The organism is Caryophanon tenue, assembly GCF_001700315.1.
In the GTDB taxonomy this organism is placed as follows: Bacteria; Bacillota; Bacilli; order Bacillales_A; family Planococcaceae; genus Caryophanon; species Caryophanon tenue.
The window spans coordinates 211,545-228,496 of the sequence record NZ_MASJ01000023.1 but is presented as its reverse complement, the minus strand read 5'-3'; the positions used below and the strand labels follow the sequence as shown (position 1 = coordinate 228,496).

Here is a 16,952-nt window from a genome sequence, read left to right as displayed (position 1 = left end):
CCTCCCTCCCCCCCCCCCCCTCCACCGCAATCCACTCGCCCTATGCAGAGCGAGACATAAATCTGCATCGTACCTAAATTACATCCTGTCCATATCTCTCCACTCGCCCTATGCAGAGCGAGACATAAATCTACATCGTACCTAAAGTAGAAGTTGTCCATTTCAATCCACTCGTCCTATGCAGAGCGAGACATAAATCTGCATCGTACCTAAAGTAGAAGTTGTCCATTTCAATCCACTCGCCCTATGCGGAGCGAGACAGCGATTTACGGATATCAAACGATATGCACACTAAAAGTTGCATTAGTTTATCCCAAAATCTATTACGCTCACATTCCATTTTATGTGAAAATTATTTCATTGACAATATTTTTAAGTGCGAATTTTCTGTTCACTTAGAACCTGTACTTCGACATCTTGTTAAGTAGACAAACGTTCTTTACGTTTAAGTCACTCAAAAGAGTCCAGTACTGAACGTACGTTACAACAATAGAGAGATGATTTCATTCGGTTTGTTAAATGGCTGACCATATCGTTTAGCACAGCGGAAATCGTTAAAGCCTCTTGTACGATCCAATTACTACCTGATTGCCATTTATCACTCATACGCATGTTCGGTACAAACAAAACCACGATGAAGAGTAAATTCACCGTGGCTTTTTTGTATTTTCATAAGGGGTTTTTCAAAAATCTATTCTTAGTGTTTTGTAATACATGTATTACACTTTTCTTCTATTGTTGTCAATGTGTTGTCGTTAAGCTTTCGTTCTTTTAAATCGGATATTCACGGTAGCCATTTTGAACGCCAATCCATTTTACCGTTGTGAACTTTTCAATCGCCCATTCTCCATTAAAGCGACCAACACCCGAGTCTTTTTCGCCACCAAATGGAACGTGCGCCTCATCATTTACAGACTGGTCATTAATGTGCACCATACCCGTTTTGATTTGTTTAGCAAGTTCTACGCCGTGATGTAAATTTTCTGTAAAAATAGAGCCTGTTAAGCCATACGGAGAGTCGTTGGCAATCGTCAGCGCATGTGCTTCATCGTTCGCTTTAATAATACTTGCAACCGGACCAAATGCTTCTTCTTTGGCAATTGGCATATCATTTGTGACATTCGTTAACACGATTGGCGGAAGGACACAATCTTTTACAGCTCCTTCCACTTCAACAGTAGCACCTAGCGCAACACTTGCTTGTACATCTGCTAAAATGCGCTCGACTTGCTCACGATTAATGAGTGGCCCAATAAATGTATCTGCTTCATGTGGATTGCCGACTTTAAAACTACGAACAATCGCTGTAAAGGCATCGACAAATTCATCGTGCACATCTGCTTCCACAATAATACGGTTTAATGACATACAAATTTGTCCTTGGTGCATAAAAGAACCAAATGCAGCTGCACGTGCTGCGCGTGCAATATTAGCATCCTTTAATACAATCATTACATTGTTCCCACCAAGCTCTAACGCCACATCTTTTAAATGATAGCCCGCTAACTCGCCAATGCGACGCCCTACCTCTGTAGAGCCTGTAAATGAAATTAAACTCGGTACGGGGTGCTTGACAAATGCATCGCCAATTTCTGAGCCACGCCCGACGATAACATTGACTAAACCAGTTGGGAACCCTGCTGCTTCAAAAATTTCACCAAATAATAAGCCTGATGTCACGGGTGTATCAGAAGCCGGCTTAATCACAACACCATTTCCTGTCGCAATGGCAGGCGCAATTGAACGCATCGCTAGTAAAAATGGGAAGTTCCACGGCCCGATAACACCGATAACTCCTTTAGCATTACGGTAAATACGGTTTTCTTTATTTGGTATATATGATGGTAATATTTCACCTGTAATGCGCGTTAAAAAGCTGGCTGCTTCTTTCACCATACGTACCGATGAATCAAATTCGGCATTCGCTTTTAGCTTCGTGCTTCCTGCCTCATCGATCAGCCAGTTTGTAATATGCTCGCGTTTTTCTAGCAATACTTCGACTAATTGTTCAAAGCGTTGTTTCTTTTCCACGAGCGGTGACTGTTCCCATACTTTTTGAGCGCGGGCAGCCGCTGCGTACGCATCATCTAAATCTTGTTCATTTGCAGCTTGAATCGTTATAAGCTCTTCTCCTGTATACGGGTTATAGCTTGTAATCGTCTTCTTGCTTGCACCTTCTCGCCATTCACCATTAATAAATTGCTTCGTCAATTGTTGCTGTGTTAATTGTTCCATCTCTATCCCTCATTTCGATTATGAGTTTGCGAGCGCATGCTGCTTGCGTGCGCGATAAATTGTTTCAAAAATACCTCCGTTATGATACAGCTCAATTTCAAGTTGTGTATCTAAACGTAAATAGACGTCAATCGTCAATTGTTCCCCGGTTGGACGCGTCACATGCATGTGTACACGTTGTTTTGGGGTAAGACTTGCTGGCAACTCAATTGTATATGTTTCTTCGCCTGTTAACGCATACATGGCCGCATGCTCTCCGTCAATAAATTGAAGGGGCACTACGCCCATCATTGCTAAATTGCTACGATGGATGCGTTCAAAGCTCTCGGCGACAACCGCTTTGACACCAAGAAGAGCTGTACCTTTCGCAGCCCAGTCACGCGCACTTCCCGTACCATATTCTTTTCCGGCAATGATAATAAGAGGTGTACGTTGTGCTTCATAGCGCTTTGCGGCTTCATAAATATCAACCGTGTCATGTGTTGGTAGATAGCGTGTGTAGCCGCCTTGTTTATCCACAAGCGCATTTTGTAGACGTGGATGCGCAAACGTACCACGCACGAGCGCTTCAAAATTACCGCGACGTGCGCCGTATGAATTAAAGTCTCGATAACTCACACCTTGCTCCGCTAAATAACGACCTGTTGCGCTATCTTGTTCAATGTGCCCAACAGGTGAAATATGATCGGTCGTAATCGAATCACCAAGCTTTAACAGCACACGCGCATCTGTTATCGAGCGATTCGCTTGCAAGTTAAAGAACGGTGACGGCTTGAAGTACGTAGAGTGACGATTCCATGTAAATGTTGGGGTCGCTTCATATGGCAAAGCTTGCCACGTAGCATCGCCTGTCAACACATTGGCATATGCTTTTTCAAATAAAGCAGGCGTAATTATTTGTGATATTAAGCGCTCGACTTCTTCATGTTGTGGCCAAATATCTGCTAAGTAAACCGGACGTCCGTCTTGTGCGTAAGCAAGCGGTTCTGTTGTGACATCAATATACATTGTCCCTGCTAAGGCATACGCAATCACAAGTGGTGGGGACGCTAAATAATTTGCTTTTACAAGGCGATGGATACGTCCTTCAAAGTTACGGTTGCCACTTAATACAGCCGCTACTGTTAACTGATGCTTCTCAATCGCCGTGCGTACATCTTCTGCTAGCTCCCCTGTGTTCCCGACACATACTGAGCATCCGTAGCCCGTAACATAAAAGCCCAGTTTTTCTAAATACGGCAACAACTGTGCTTTCGCTAAATAATCCGTCACCACTTTTGAACCTGGTGCTAAACTTGTTTGAATAGTTGCATCTACAGTCAAGCCATATTCAACTGCTTTTTTAGCGAGCAAACCTGCCGTCATCATATTGTATGGATTGGCAGTATTCGTACAGCTTGTAATCGCGGCAATCACAAGCGAACCATCTCCCAATGTGCGATTACGTACTTGCGCATGTTTCGTCGTATGCGTAAACTGACCTTTTACATCGCGTAACGCTAAGCGGTCTTGCGGACGTTTTGGCCCGGCAATACTTGGTGTAATCGCGGCAACGTCAATCGTAATTACCTTCGTATACTGTGCTTCCTTCGTCGCGTCATAAAATAAACTTTGTGCTTTACAATACGTTTCGACGCGTAAGACGTCTTCTTCCTTTTTACCGCTTAAGCGTAAAAAACGAAGTGTCTCATCATCTACGGGGAAAAAGCCGCATGTCGCACCGTATTCTGGAGCCATATTTGCAATTGTTGCACGGTCTGGAATGCTAAAATGAGCTAAATCACCAAAATACTCCACAAATTTCCCAACGACATTTTCATTACGCAATGTTTCAGTAATTGTAAGGGCAATATCTGTTGCGGTTACACCTACTTGTGGCTCCCCAATTAGCTTCACGCCGACAACCTGTGGAAGTGCCATACTTGTTGCAACGCCCATCATCGCAGCCTCTGCTTCAATTCCGCCTACACCCCAACCAAGTACGCCAAGCGCATTGACCATCGTTGTATGAGAATCTGTGCCAATGACAAGCTCCGGATGTACAACTCCGTGTTGCTCGGTCACAACATGCGTTAAATATTCCATATTCACTTGATGAATAATACCGTTTGCTGGTGGAATAATGACGACGTTTTCGAAAGCTTGTTGTGCCCATTTCAAAAAGGCATAACGCTCTTCATTGCGTGCATATTCCTCAGCTAAGTTTTCAGAAAAGGCATGGGCATGTCCGAATGTATCTACTTGGACTGAATGGTCAATGACAAGCGCCACCGGAATGACAGGATTCACACTTTGTGGATCAACCCCATCATGCGCTAATGTTTCACGAAGCGTGACTAAATCAACGAGCGCTGGAACACCGGAAGCATCCTGCATAATCACACGCGTTGGTAAAATGGGAATGTCCACGCTTTGGCCTGTTGCTACTTGCTTGATGAGCGCTTCACATTGCTCATTTGTTAGCTTCAACTTTTGTGCATTGCGCATCAGTGATTCAAGCACAATCTTAATCGTATACGGTAATGTGTGAAGCGGCACACCGATTATTTGTTCAAGCGATTGTAAACGGTATAGCTGCATCGCTTCAAATGTTTGTTGTTTCATCGCGTATGCCCCCTACTTACGACTCTACTTTTACTTGCGCTGTTGGTGTTGCTGATAAATCAGAGCTTTTTCCTGCTTTCAAAATAAAGCTATCAATGTATGCTGGTAGCTGTTCTTGAATCACTGCACCCGCATGAATGACGGCATCAAGCGATACATTCGTTGGAATCCCCATCGCTTCAAAGCCATGAATTAAATCCTCAGATGCGATGTTGCCGCTTGCTCCTGGTGCATACGGACAGCCGCCTAAACCACCTGTTGAGCTATCAAAATGACGAATACCTTCTTCATAACCTGCTACTGCATTCGCAAATGCCATGCCGCGCGTGTTATGTAAATGCAAGGTGAAAATAAGCTGCGGGAAACGCGCCTTTAACACACGAACCGTCTCTTTAATCTGTGTTGGATTGGCCATCCCTGTCGTATCCGCAAGTGACACTTCTTCAATACCAAACGCTGCGTAGCGCTCGCAAATCATCACTAAGCGCGCGAGTGGTACTTCACCTTCATAAGGGCAACCAAATGCGACCGAGATTGAGCCAGCAATTTCAATATCGCTGTCTTTTGCGCGTTCAATTAACGGCTCAAATTGTGCAAGTGCTTGTTCTGTCGTACAGTTTGCATTACTAATACTGTGCGAATCAGATGCAGATAACATGAGCTTTGCTTTATGTACACCTGCATGAATGGCACGCTCTAAGCCACGAACATTTGGCACAAGTGCACGGAATGTCACACCAGGTGGACGTTTAATTTGTGCAAGTACTTCATCTGCATCCTTTAACTGTGGAATGGCTTTTGGATGCACAAAAGACGTGACTTCAATTTGCTTGTAGCCACAGTCAATTAACGTATTTATAATTTTGACTTTGACATCGGTTGGAATCCATTCACGAATGCTTTGGAAACCATCACGTGGACATACTTCCGTTAAATGAACAGCTGTTTTCGTCATAGTGTGATGCTCCTTTAAATAATATTTTTTTCTTTCAATTGCGCAATTTCTTCTACGCTATAGCCAAGTAAGCCATGTAAAATCGCTTCGTTATGATCCCCTAAATCAGGCGCAATTTCGCGAATCGAGCCAGGTGTTTCTGAAAACTTCGGCACAACGCCTGGAATTTTCACTTTCCCTAAGCGTGGGTGCTCCACTTCGACAATATTTTCACGTGCTTGATATTGTGGATCATTAAAAATATCTTCAATACTATAAATAGGGCTCATTGGTACGCCACATTCATCTAAATAGCTTTGTAGTTCGTCTTTTGTTTTCGTCTTCACCCAATCTGCGACAATACCATTTACTTCGTCAAAACGCTGTAATCGCTCTGAGTTTGTATGGTAGCGTGGATCGGTTAACATATCTGCTCGGTCCATCGCATGCGCTAAACGCTCAAACGTTTTATCAGAGCTTGTGACTAAAATAATCCAACTTCCATCTTTTGTTAAAAAGTTCCCTGCAGGTGCAGAGTGTCCACTAAGCCCTGGTGAACGTTGTTTAATGTGACCGGTTTGATCGTAATCCGTTACTAAAAACTCCATCATACGGAACATCGATTCATATAGGCTCACATCAACTGATTGCCCAACGCCATCTTGACAATCGCGGTAATATAATGCGGTCATCGTCGCAAACGCTACATAAATACCCGTCACATAATCTGTTAATGAAAACGATGGACTAATCGGTGGACGGTCCTCATAACCGTGTAAATACGTAAAGCCACTAAACGCGGTTGCCGGAGTACCAAAGCCTGCTTTATGTGCATACGGTCCTGTTTGACCATAGCCTGTGACACGTACCATCACTAAATCGGGATTCACTTCTTTTAACACATCATAGCCAATGCCCCATTTTTCAAGTGTGCCCGTACGGAAATTTTCAATGACAACATCTGATTTTTTGACAAGTTCTTTTAAAATTTCTTTCCCTTGCTCTTGTCGTAAATCCAGCGTTAATGACTTTTTATTGCGTGCAATACCTGACCAGCGTAGGCCTTCCCCTTCATAGTACGGACCTAAATTACGTAATGGGTCTCCAACGCCTGGCATCTCCACTTTGATAACCTCTGCGCCAAAATCACCTAGCAATGTCGCTCCAAATGGTGCTGCAATAACGGTCGATAAATCTAATATGCGAATGCCATCAAGTGCGCCTCGCTTCATTTGAACTGTCATGTCCTCACATCCTCCATGTACATAAAATAAAGAAGGAGCTATATCCTCCACTACGTAACAGAATATAGCCCCCTTGCTTATTGATCGTGCTACGCGTTACACAGACGCTGGTTTTCGTTCTTTATATAACCACTCTAAATACGTGTAGTCATCTGCGCGACGGTTTAACATAATTGTGTCACGTAATAAGCGTGTCACATCATCTTCTGCGTGTTTAATTTCGCCCCATTGACGTGCACCACGTTGTACTTGCGCTGTACGTGGCATACGTTCTTGCTCGTAGGCATGGAAAGCATCTGCTACATTCGAAGCATCGCGTAATTTATCCACTAAACAAGCGGCATCTTCTAATGCTTGGCATGCACCTTGCGCTAAATATTGCAGCATCGCATGCGCACTATCGCCCAGCAATGTCACACGATTCGTTGACCATTTTTCCAATGGCTCAATATCATGTAATTTTGAAACGAAGCCTTCTTGAACGAATTTTAGTGATTCTTGAATTGTTGGACAACAATCTTTGAACATTTCACGTAGTTCGTCTAATGAGCCCCAATCATCTGTTTCTTCGTTATAGCGATAGCTTTTAAATACAGCGACTTGGTTAATGACACTTTTATGGCGTACTGGGTACTGCACAAGATGAATCCCAGGACCAATCCATGTTAATTTTTCATCCCAATCGATGTTAATCGTCATTTCATCCATTGGTACAGTGAAACGGTAAGCAACATATTTTGATGGCACTGGCCCAGCTTGCGTAAATAATTTACGCGTTGCTGAGTGAATACCATCTGCTCCGACAACTGCTTCGCCGCGCAATACTTGGCCACCTGCACATGTTAACTCAACATAGTCCGGTGTTTCATTTACGTCCACCACTTTATGATCGGTATAAAACGTAATGTTCGGCAATTGCTGGCAATGCGTTAATAAAACATGGTGTAGATCTGAGCGATGAATCACGATATACGGATAGCCAAAGCTATCTTTAAACTTATCGCCAAACTCAACCGCTGATAATGCTGTACCTGCTAATGCATCCATAAACACATGCTTACGTGGGAATACTGCTAGCTTATACACCTCTTCTAATACACCAAGCTCATCTAATGCACGTAAACCGTTTGGTGCTACTTGTAAACCAGCACCTACTTCGCCAAATTTTTCTGCTTGCTCTAATACAGCGACACGTTTGCCAAGCTTAGCGATACCATAAGCTGCCGCTAAGCCACCAATTCCGCCACCAATTACGATTACTTCCTCCACATTCATGCGTTTCACCTCATTTTGTTATTCAATAACTACAGAGTCTTCTGCGAAATCTGGCTCAAACACTTTAACGATGTGTTGATGCCCTTCATTTTCACTGTACGCTTCTTCGCGTTCAAAGCCGAATAACTCCATGATTGGTAAGTCATTTGTTGAGAATAAAAATGCTTCTTCTGTTTCTGATGTATTCACATGCTCATGCACAGCCCATACCGGTACGACGAAGAAATCGCCCGCTTCCCAGTCGAAACGCTCGCCGTTAATTACTGTGTAGCCGCTTCCTTTATGCACAACATATACTGAGCTATGTGTATGACGATGCGCTTTACCTTTAAAGCCTGGTGGTAACCCTTGCATACGTGCACCAATGCGTCCATTTGCATCTTTACCAGTTGTTGGATTAATGTACTCTACTGCATAGCCATCAAATGGATCTGCTTCAAATTCACTTTGCCCATCAATTGCTTGCTTCGTTAAATCCCATGTATAACGACCAATTGGTGCTGGTGATGGCTTACGGTCAGAGATTGGACGCACCATCCCGCCTGCATAACGTTTTGTTCCGTAATCTTCTGGGAAATCAATTGGCTGTTTTTCCGCTGGATACATTTCAAAGAATGAGCTCGTTAACGCAGATGTGAATGGAATATCTAAGCAGTCCATCCATAAAACCGTTTCGTCTCCTTCGTTAATATGATCATGCCAGCACCATTCTGGTGTAATCACATAATCCCCTGGCTCGAAATTGTATTTCACGCCATTTACAACACCAGATGCACCTTTCCCTTCCATAATGAAGCGTAAGGCAGATGTCATATGACGGTGCGGTGGTGCAATTTCACCTGGATTTAATGCTTGTACAGCTGCATATAACGTTTGTGTTGCACCGCCCCAGCCATGTGGTTGTAAGTATTTCATCCCTGGGTTGACTAAATAAACCGCACGACGATCAATCGAACCTGTTCCTACTTGCAATAAGTTTTTCGCTTTCTCCAACATATCTAAAATTAATTGTTTCTTCCATAAGTATGGAATCGCACGTGGTGTTGGTTGCGATGAACTAAATACAGATGCCCAAAGTGGTCCCATATTTTTTGCTTGCAGTTCCTCGTGAAATTGTAGTAACTCTGGTGTCCATTGTTGATCTAATTTGTGTTCTGCCATTGTATATTCCTCACTCTCATATAAGTAATGGTGTCAATAACGTACAAACGCTGCTTCAATTAAATGCCTGGCTTATAGTCAACGTGCACCGAGAACTCACCGATACGCTCGATGTGAATGCGCACTGTATCCCCTTGTGTAATTGGCGCTACGCCTTCAGGAGTGCCAGTCGTTACGATATCACCTGGTAATAATGTCATGACACTTGATGCGGCTTCTAAAAACTTGTAGCAATCATAAATTAAGTCACTTGTATTTGCAGACTGGCGAATCTCATCATTCACCCATAAATTCATTTGTAATTCATTTGGATTTTGTACTTCATCATTTGTGACAATCCATGGACCAATTGGTGTGAATGTATCAAATGATTTACGCCATGGACGATCTTCTTTTCCACGCACTGTAATGTCCATTAATGCTAAGTAGCCAAAAATATAATCTGCTGCGTCTTCTGCTTTCACATCTTTTGCTTCTTTCCCAATTACGAATGCAATTTCTGCTTCATGGTCCACACGGCGGTCTTTAAATGGTAATAACACCGTATCATTTGGTCCGATAATTGATGAAGGTGATTTTAAGAAGAAGCCAAGACGGTCTACTGTTAACGCTGTATTCATTTCTTCTTTGTGTAAAATATAGTTAATCGGTGCTGCAACAATTTTACTTGGATTTGGAATTGGTGCACGTAATGAAATTTCATCAATTGTATACACCGGGCAATCATTTAAGCTCGTTTCAATTTTTGGCTTTAAATCATTGAAATTCCCCATAAATTTCACAAGAGAACCTTGTGGATCTTGTTTATCCCAACCTGTTAATTCGGTTACATCTACTATATTTTCACCATTTACGACCCCAACTGAATTTTCATTAAATAATGCAATTTTCATCAACTTACGCCTCCCTAATTTTTCAGTACTGGTGCTTGAATTGTTGTATATACCGTTTGTAGCCAGTCATCGAAGCTTGTATATTGCTCTAGCTTCATGCCATCTTCATAACACTGTATATACGCGTCTGTATGTACATCAGACGTATAAAACTGTAAACAGCTCACCCATTTATCACGATGTTCCGCTTCAGATAACGGTAATTCAACGGAGCCTGGCGCAATTGGTACAGCATGTTCATATACGTGTCCGTTTGCTGTAATACGCAACGTAACCGGTAATAGCCCTTTTACAGGCTCATTTGGCTCCTCAAGTGGTAGCACCGTCACTTTATGAAATGCTTGCTGAATGTGTGGGCGCTGTACTTGTTCGTCTGTAAAGCTTGTTAGTGATACATGTCCATCTTCAAGTGCTGCTAACACCGTATATTCGGCACTAAATTTGCCTTGTAGCCCACTTTGTGGACGTGAATGGACAAGTGGTAATAAGCTGCGCGACTGTGCATGAAGCACGATGTCCTCTACATTATCGAGCGTTAAATGATGTGCTTCTTTTAATGTAAGCATGCCATGAATGAAGCGATGCGTCGCAAAACAACATGGGAACTTCTTAACCGCTAAGCTTGTCAATAAGTCATACGGCGACCCAAGTATAAAGGCGCTACTTTTTTGCGCTACGTCTTCCTCAGTCATGCCACCATACGCTAAGAAAAAGCCACGGTCGTTAAAAATATAACGATTGCCGGTAAAGTTTGCGGCTGCTAATTTGACAGCTTGAATACCATTAGAAGCTGCCAGCCCGACATGTAACGGCTTTGTCATCGAACCGAAGTTCTTTTGTAAACCGCCACTCATCGATGCAGCAATTGCTACTGCGTGAGCACATTGCTCGTCTGTTAATTGTTCTAAATATGCGCACGCTGCGGCTACGCCAAGCGTGCCTAACGTATCCGTTGCGTGCCAACCAAGACGATAATGCTGAACCCCCATTACTTCGCCAATACGAATCATCACTTCTGTTCCAATTGCATAGGCTGTAATGACATCTTTGCCACTGCTTTGTAAACGCTCCGCTACCGGTGTAATCGCCGCTAAAATCGGTGCGCTTGGATGAATAATAACCCCTGCAGATGCATCGTCGTAATCAAGTACATGCGATGCTGTGCCGTTAATGAGTGCCGCAATTTCTTCCGGTACGGTACGCGCCTCTCCCCAAAGAGAAGCATCGCCTGACTGTGTACCATATACAGCAATAATCTTTTGTACCGCTTCTTCTTGCCAACCAGCAATCGATACACCGAGCGTATCAATAATTGCTTGTTTCGCTAGCGTGACAAGTTGTGTTGGCAACGAATCGTACGTCGTTTGTTGAATAAACGTAACGATTTTGTCCATGATGTCGTTATTGGTTTTTCCATTTTGGTTTACGCTTTTCATTGAAAGCCGCAACCCCTTCCAGACGGTCTTCAGATTTTACAAGTAAGTTATACGCGGCAATATCAAGTGCATACGCGCTATGATAATCCGTTTCTGAGCCGTTATTGATCGACACTTTCGCAGCACGTACAGCCATTGGTGCGCTGGCTGCAATTTTAAAGGCAATTTCAATTGCTTTGTCACGCGCTTGTCCTTTTGGTACGACTTCATTTACAAGACCCCATTCATACGCGAGACTCGCATCTAATTTGCGCCCTGTATAAATAACTTCTTTCGCACGACGTACACCAATTGCACGCGCCAAGTTTTGTAAACCACCACCGCCTGGTAAAATACCGCGCAGTGCTTCAGATAAGCCAAATACTGCTGTTTCAGAAGCAATAATAAAATCACTTGATAATGCAAGCTCACAGCCACCTGCTAATGCATATCCTTCAACAGCTGCAATAATTGGCACCGGGAAATCTCGCGTTAACAAGACTAACTCTTCAATAATCTGGTGCTGATTCCCCCATGATTTATTGCCCATGTTATTGCGCTCTTTTAAATCGCCACCTGCACTAAATGCTTTATCACCCGCGCCTGTGATGACGATGCAACGCAATTCACTGTTATATGCTTGCTCGCGGAACAACGCTAAGCGTTCCTCGAGCATTTTTGTATTCATCGCGTTCATTACATCGGGACGGTTTAGCGTGACAACCATCACTTCTTGATCTTCACCAAGAAATTCGACCTTTAAGGTTTCATACGTTTGTGTTTCGACTGTCATGTGCGAAAACTCCTTTCAAATTATTAATAAGAACGAGGCATTTTTAAAACGTGTTGACCAACATAGCTTAAAACTAAGTTTGATGAAATCGGCGCGATTTTCATCATGCGCGCTTGCATCCATTTACGATTTACATGGTATTCATTCGCTGCTGCGTATCCACCGAATGTTTGCATACATGCTTCTGCTGCGTGGTAAGCTGCATCTGATGCTAAGTATTTAGCCATGTTTGCATCTGCACCAGCTGTTGGATCTTGCGCATCAAATTTAGCAGCTGCTTCATACATTAATGCTTCCGCCGCACGTAGTTCCATATACGCTTGTGCAATTGGGAACTGTACGCCTTGGTTTTGTGTAATCGGACGATCGAATACTACGCGGCTGTTTCCGTATTTTACTGCTTGGTCGATAAACCATTTACCGTTTCCAAGTGCTGAACCTGATACTAATAAACGTTCTGCCACCATGCCGTCCATTACGCAATATAAACCGCGACCTTCTTCACCAATTAAGCAGTCTTCTGATACTTCTAAGTCATTGAAAAATAATTGGTTTGTATCACCGCCAAGCATCGTTGGAATTTTTGTTGCTTCAATACCATCGCCTACCTCGCGTGTATCAATTAAAAATAGACTAATACCATGTGTTTTCTTTTGTACTTGGTCAAGTGGCGTTGTACGTGCTAATAACAGCATTAAATCTGTATTGTTAAAGCGTGAAATGAAGATTTTTTGCCCGTTAATAATATATTTGTCACCTTTTTTGACAGCATATGTCGTTAATTTCGTTGTATCTGTTCCTGCATCTGGCTCCGTTACAGCAAATGTTTGTAAACGTAAATCACCTGATGCAATTTGTGGTAAATACTTTTGTTTTTGTTCTTCACTACCGTGACGTAATAGCGCACCCATCGTGTACATTTGCGCATGTACTTGGTTAGCGTTACCACCAGAGCGGTTTACTTCCTCTAAAATAATAGCGCCCTCTGTGAAGCCTAAACCTGCTCCGCCGTACTCTTCTGGAATTAATGCACCTAACCAGCCTGCATCGCTCATTGCTTTTACGAATTCTGTTGGGTATAAATTTTCTTCGTGCGATTTGCGCCAGTACTCTAAGTCAAAACGTGCACATACTTCGCGCACCCCGTTACGAATATCTTGTTGTAAATCTGAATAAGCTACTACCATGTTCCATTCCTCCAATGTGTATGTTTAATTATCCTTGCACGTGTTTCCATGTATGTGGGCGAATGTGTGCTTGTAAGCCGCCCTTTGTTAAATGTCCTGGCAATGCCCGACCGACAAGTTCTTCTGCTAGATTTGCACAATCAATTAACGCTGGTAAATGTAAGCCCGTATCAATGCCCATCTGCTCGCATAAAAATGCGACATCTTCCGTGGCAATATTCCCTGGTGCGCCTTTTACTGCTGCAAACGGACAGCCACCTAGGCCACCGATTGCGGTATCAAACTCCCATAAACCTTCTTGTAAGCCTGCATACACATTCGCTAAACCTAAGCCACGTGTATCGTGTAGATGCAGGTGAATATCTAAATGTGGCCATTTATCTTGAATCGTTTGGACTGTACGTTTAATTTGTTCCGGATTAGCCCAGCCCATCGTGTCAGCAAGCTTGACTTTTTGAATGCTTTCTCCTGCATCTGCTGCTAAGTTCATCACATTATCCATAAGCTTCATTAAATGTGACAATTCAATATAGCCTTCGAAATTACAGCCAAATGATGCCATAAAGCCCATTTGCTTCACGCGAATATTCGCTGCCTTGTACGCCTCAATCCATTGTGGCAATTTCGCAAACATATCTGCAGTTGTCGTGTTCATATTGCGCTGTGAAAATGCATCACTCGCTGATAACACTAAGCTGCCATCTAGTGTCACATCACTTTGTAGTGCGCGTTGTAAACCTTGTATATTTAAGTATGCCGCGCGATAAATAACGCCCGGTTCGCGCTCAATATCGCGCAGTAGTGCTTCAGCATCCGCCATTTGTGGCACCCATTTCGGGCTCACAAATGACGTCACTTCAATATGTCGTAAACCTGTACGACTTAACGCATTCACAAAGGCTACCTTTTTTTCGGTGTCGAGTACTGGCTCTGATTGAAAGCCTTCACGTGGCCCGACTTCGTATAATTGTACGCGTGCTGGTAACGTCATGTACGTCGCCCTCCTATCGCACAACAGATGCTTGTTGTAAGTGCTCTAATTGTTCTTCCGTTAAGTTTAAGCTACGTAAAATTTCGTCTGTATGCTCACCAAGAAGTGGTGGTAATGATTGAATATGACCACGCTCATCATTAATGCGGAACGGTAAGTCCACGATACGGAAATCTTCTACACGGAAATCCTCTACATCTTTAATCATGTTTAACGCATGAACTTGCTCATCTTTTAATACGCGGTCTAATGTATTAATTGGGCAGCTCGGTACGTTGTATTTCGCCATTAATGCTACTAAATCATCGACATCATACGTAACTGTACGTGCTTCGATTAGCTCTTGTACTTCTTTTCGGTGCTCCACACGCGCTGAGTTTGTTGCAAAGCGCGGGTCATCCACCATATGTTGTAAATCAAGCGCTTCGCATAATGCGCTGAACAAACGGTTATTTCCTGCTGCAATAATTGCCCATTGATCGCCTTTTGTTTTAAATGCTTGGTACGGTACAGTTGTCGCCATGCCCGTTCCCCATTTACGCGGTAAACGTTTTGATGCCATATATGTTGATAATTGAAGCGTTGTCCATGCTAAGCCTGTTTCTAATAAACTGCTTGCTACTTTACTACCTTCACCTGTTTGATGACGATGCTGTAGCGCGCTTAAAATACCGATTAAACACCACATACCTGTAGCCATATCCACAATTGATACCCCAACACGAGCCGGTGCATCACCTTCATTACCTGTTAAGCTCATAATGCCGCTATAGGCTTGAATTAATGGGTCATAGCCTGGCTTATTTTTCATTTTGCCTACATCTCCAAATGCACTGATAGATGCGTAAATAAGCGATGGGTTGTTTTTTGACAATTGTTCATATCCTAAGCCACGTGATTCTTCACTACCTGGCTTTAAACTGTGAACAAAAATGTCAGCTGTTTCGCATAGCTTCTGCACAATTTCTTGTCCAACTGGGTCATTCAAATCGACACATACACTTTTTTTGTTACGATTTAACGCTAAAAACGTTGATGATTCCTCGCCCCATAATGGTGGATGCCAATGTCTCGTATCATCACCATGCCCTGGACGTTCAATTTTAATGACCGTTGCGCCTAAGTCTCCTAAAATTTGTGAACAAAATGGACCTGCTACGTTTTGTGTTAAGTCAATTACTGTCAAACCTTCTAATATGTTCGCCATCAAATTTCCTCCTTTATACTGCTGGAACCTTTTTAAATTCTTCTGTTAGTAGTGGTACGACTTCAAATAAATCACCAACGATACCGTAATCCGCTACTTTAAAAATTGGCGCGTCTGGATCTTTATTAATGGCAATAATAATTTTTGAGTTTGACATACCGGCTAAATGTTGCACCGCACCTGAGATACCACATGCAATATATAAATCTGGTGTTACAACTTTTCCTGTTTGCCCAACTTGCATTGAATAATCACAATATCCTGCGTCACATGCTGCACGAGATGCGCCAACTGCTGCACCTAGTACGTCTGCTAGTTCTTTAATTGGTGCAAAGCCATCTGCACTTTTTACACCGCGTCCACCAGAAACGATAATTTTTGCTTCTGTTAAGTCAATCGTACCTGTTGTTTTACGTACAATATTTTGAATAACTGTGCGGATATTTGTTACGTCCACTGCTGTTTCAGTAACCTGTGCTGTGCGGCTTGTGTCCGGCTCAGCAAGTTCGATATTGTTTGGACGAATTGTCGCAAAAATCGTGCCGCTTGTTACCTTCTTCGTTTGGAAGAGCTTCCCTGCGTAAATTGGACGTGTGAAAATCACTTCGTCGCCCTCTACTGTGACACCCGTACAATCTGAAATTAAGCCAAGTCCTAAACGTGCTGCTACACGCGGTGCATAATCACGTCCAATGGCTGTATGTCCGATTAACACGGCATCTGGCTTTATCGTTTCTACCACTTGTGTAAAGGCCTGTGTGTAGCCGTCTGTTGAATACGTTTGTAAATCGGCATGTTGTGCAACATGGACCGTATCCGCACCGTATTGTGCTAACTGTTGTACTTGCTCTTCTGTTACAGCACCAAATACAACTGCTGTTACATTGCCACCGCTCGCAATTTTTTGCGCGGCTGTTAATACCTCAAATGATACGTTACGTAAAGTACCTTCACGACTTTCTACTACAACTACTACATGTTTACTCATTTGCTAATCCCCTTTCGTATCCTCG

The 16,952-nt window shown here is 43.0% G+C and carries 13 protein-coding genes; all 13 read right to left on the bottom strand.

The window, feature by feature from the left end; translation table 11 throughout:
- Positions 1-771: 771 nt before the first annotated feature.
- The 13 genes from A6M13_RS11200 to A6M13_RS11140 all read right to left on the bottom strand — a co-directional run bounded on the left by A6M13_RS11200 (position 772) and on the right by A6M13_RS11140 (position 16,927).
- Positions 772-2,235 carry an aldehyde dehydrogenase family protein gene (locus tag A6M13_RS11200; RefSeq protein ID WP_066546225.1) on the bottom strand — a complete coding sequence of 488 codons (1,464 nt, stop codon included), beginning with the start codon at positions 2,233-2,235 and terminating at the stop codon, positions 772-774.
- Between the two features lie 18 nt (positions 2,236-2,253).
- Positions 2,254-4,839 (bottom strand): aconitate hydratase AcnA, encoded by a 2,586-nt coding sequence (gene acnA, locus A6M13_RS11195; RefSeq protein ID WP_066546223.1) that lies wholly within the window; start codon positions 4,837-4,839, stop codon positions 2,254-2,256.
- Positions 4,840-4,855: 16 nt separating this feature from the next.
- The gene (locus A6M13_RS11190) at positions 4,856-5,794 is read right to left on the bottom strand and encodes a hydroxymethylglutaryl-CoA lyase (protein ID WP_066546221.1); all 939 of its coding nucleotides are present in this window, start codon (positions 5,792-5,794) and stop codon (positions 4,856-4,858) included.
- Positions 5,795-5,808: 14 nt separating this feature from the next.
- Positions 5,809-7,005, bottom strand: a complete 1,197-nt coding sequence (locus A6M13_RS11185; protein WP_066546238.1) for a CaiB/BaiF CoA transferase family protein — start codon at positions 7,003-7,005, stop codon at positions 5,809-5,811.
- A gap of 108 nt (positions 7,006-7,113) precedes the next feature.
- On the bottom strand, positions 7,114-8,292 hold the full coding sequence (locus A6M13_RS11180) for an FAD-dependent monooxygenase (RefSeq protein WP_066546220.1): 1,179 nt from the start codon (positions 8,290-8,292) through the stop codon (positions 7,114-7,116).
- Positions 8,293-8,310: 18 nt separating this feature from the next.
- Positions 8,311-9,453, bottom strand: a complete 1,143-nt coding sequence (locus A6M13_RS11175) for a cupin domain-containing protein (protein WP_066546217.1) — start codon at positions 9,451-9,453, stop codon at positions 8,311-8,313.
- Positions 9,454-9,512: 59 nt separating this feature from the next.
- Entirely contained in the window at positions 9,513-10,346 is an 834-nt protein-coding gene (locus tag A6M13_RS11170; protein WP_066546214.1) for a fumarylacetoacetate hydrolase family protein, read from the bottom strand.
- 14 nt (positions 10,347-10,360) lie between these two features.
- A complete protein-coding gene (locus A6M13_RS11165) occupies positions 10,361-11,782 on the bottom strand; it encodes an MmgE/PrpD family protein (protein ID WP_066546211.1) in 1,422 nt (473 codons plus the stop codon).
- Complete coding sequence (locus A6M13_RS11160; protein WP_083998336.1) at positions 11,748-12,554, bottom strand: enoyl-CoA hydratase/isomerase family protein; 807 nt, start codon at positions 12,552-12,554, stop codon at positions 11,748-11,750. The genes A6M13_RS11165 and A6M13_RS11160 overlap by 35 nt, the downstream gene beginning before the upstream one ends.
- A gap of 23 nt (positions 12,555-12,577) precedes the next feature.
- Positions 12,578-13,741, bottom strand: coding sequence for an acyl-CoA dehydrogenase family protein (locus A6M13_RS11155; RefSeq protein WP_066546208.1), 1,164 nt, complete (start codon positions 13,739-13,741; stop codon positions 12,578-12,580).
- Between the two features lie 28 nt (positions 13,742-13,769).
- Positions 13,770-14,732, bottom strand: a complete 963-nt coding sequence (locus A6M13_RS11150; protein ID WP_066546205.1) for a hydroxymethylglutaryl-CoA lyase — start codon at positions 14,730-14,732, stop codon at positions 13,770-13,772.
- A gap of 13 nt (positions 14,733-14,745) precedes the next feature.
- Entirely contained in the window at positions 14,746-15,939 is a 1,194-nt protein-coding gene (locus A6M13_RS11145) for a CaiB/BaiF CoA transferase family protein (protein ID WP_066546202.1), read from the bottom strand.
- Between the two features lie 13 nt (positions 15,940-15,952).
- The gene (locus A6M13_RS11140) at positions 15,953-16,927 is read right to left on the bottom strand and encodes an electron transfer flavoprotein subunit alpha/FixB family protein (protein WP_066546199.1); all 975 of its coding nucleotides are present in this window, start codon (positions 16,925-16,927) and stop codon (positions 15,953-15,955) included.
- Positions 16,928-16,952: the final 25 nt, after the last annotated feature.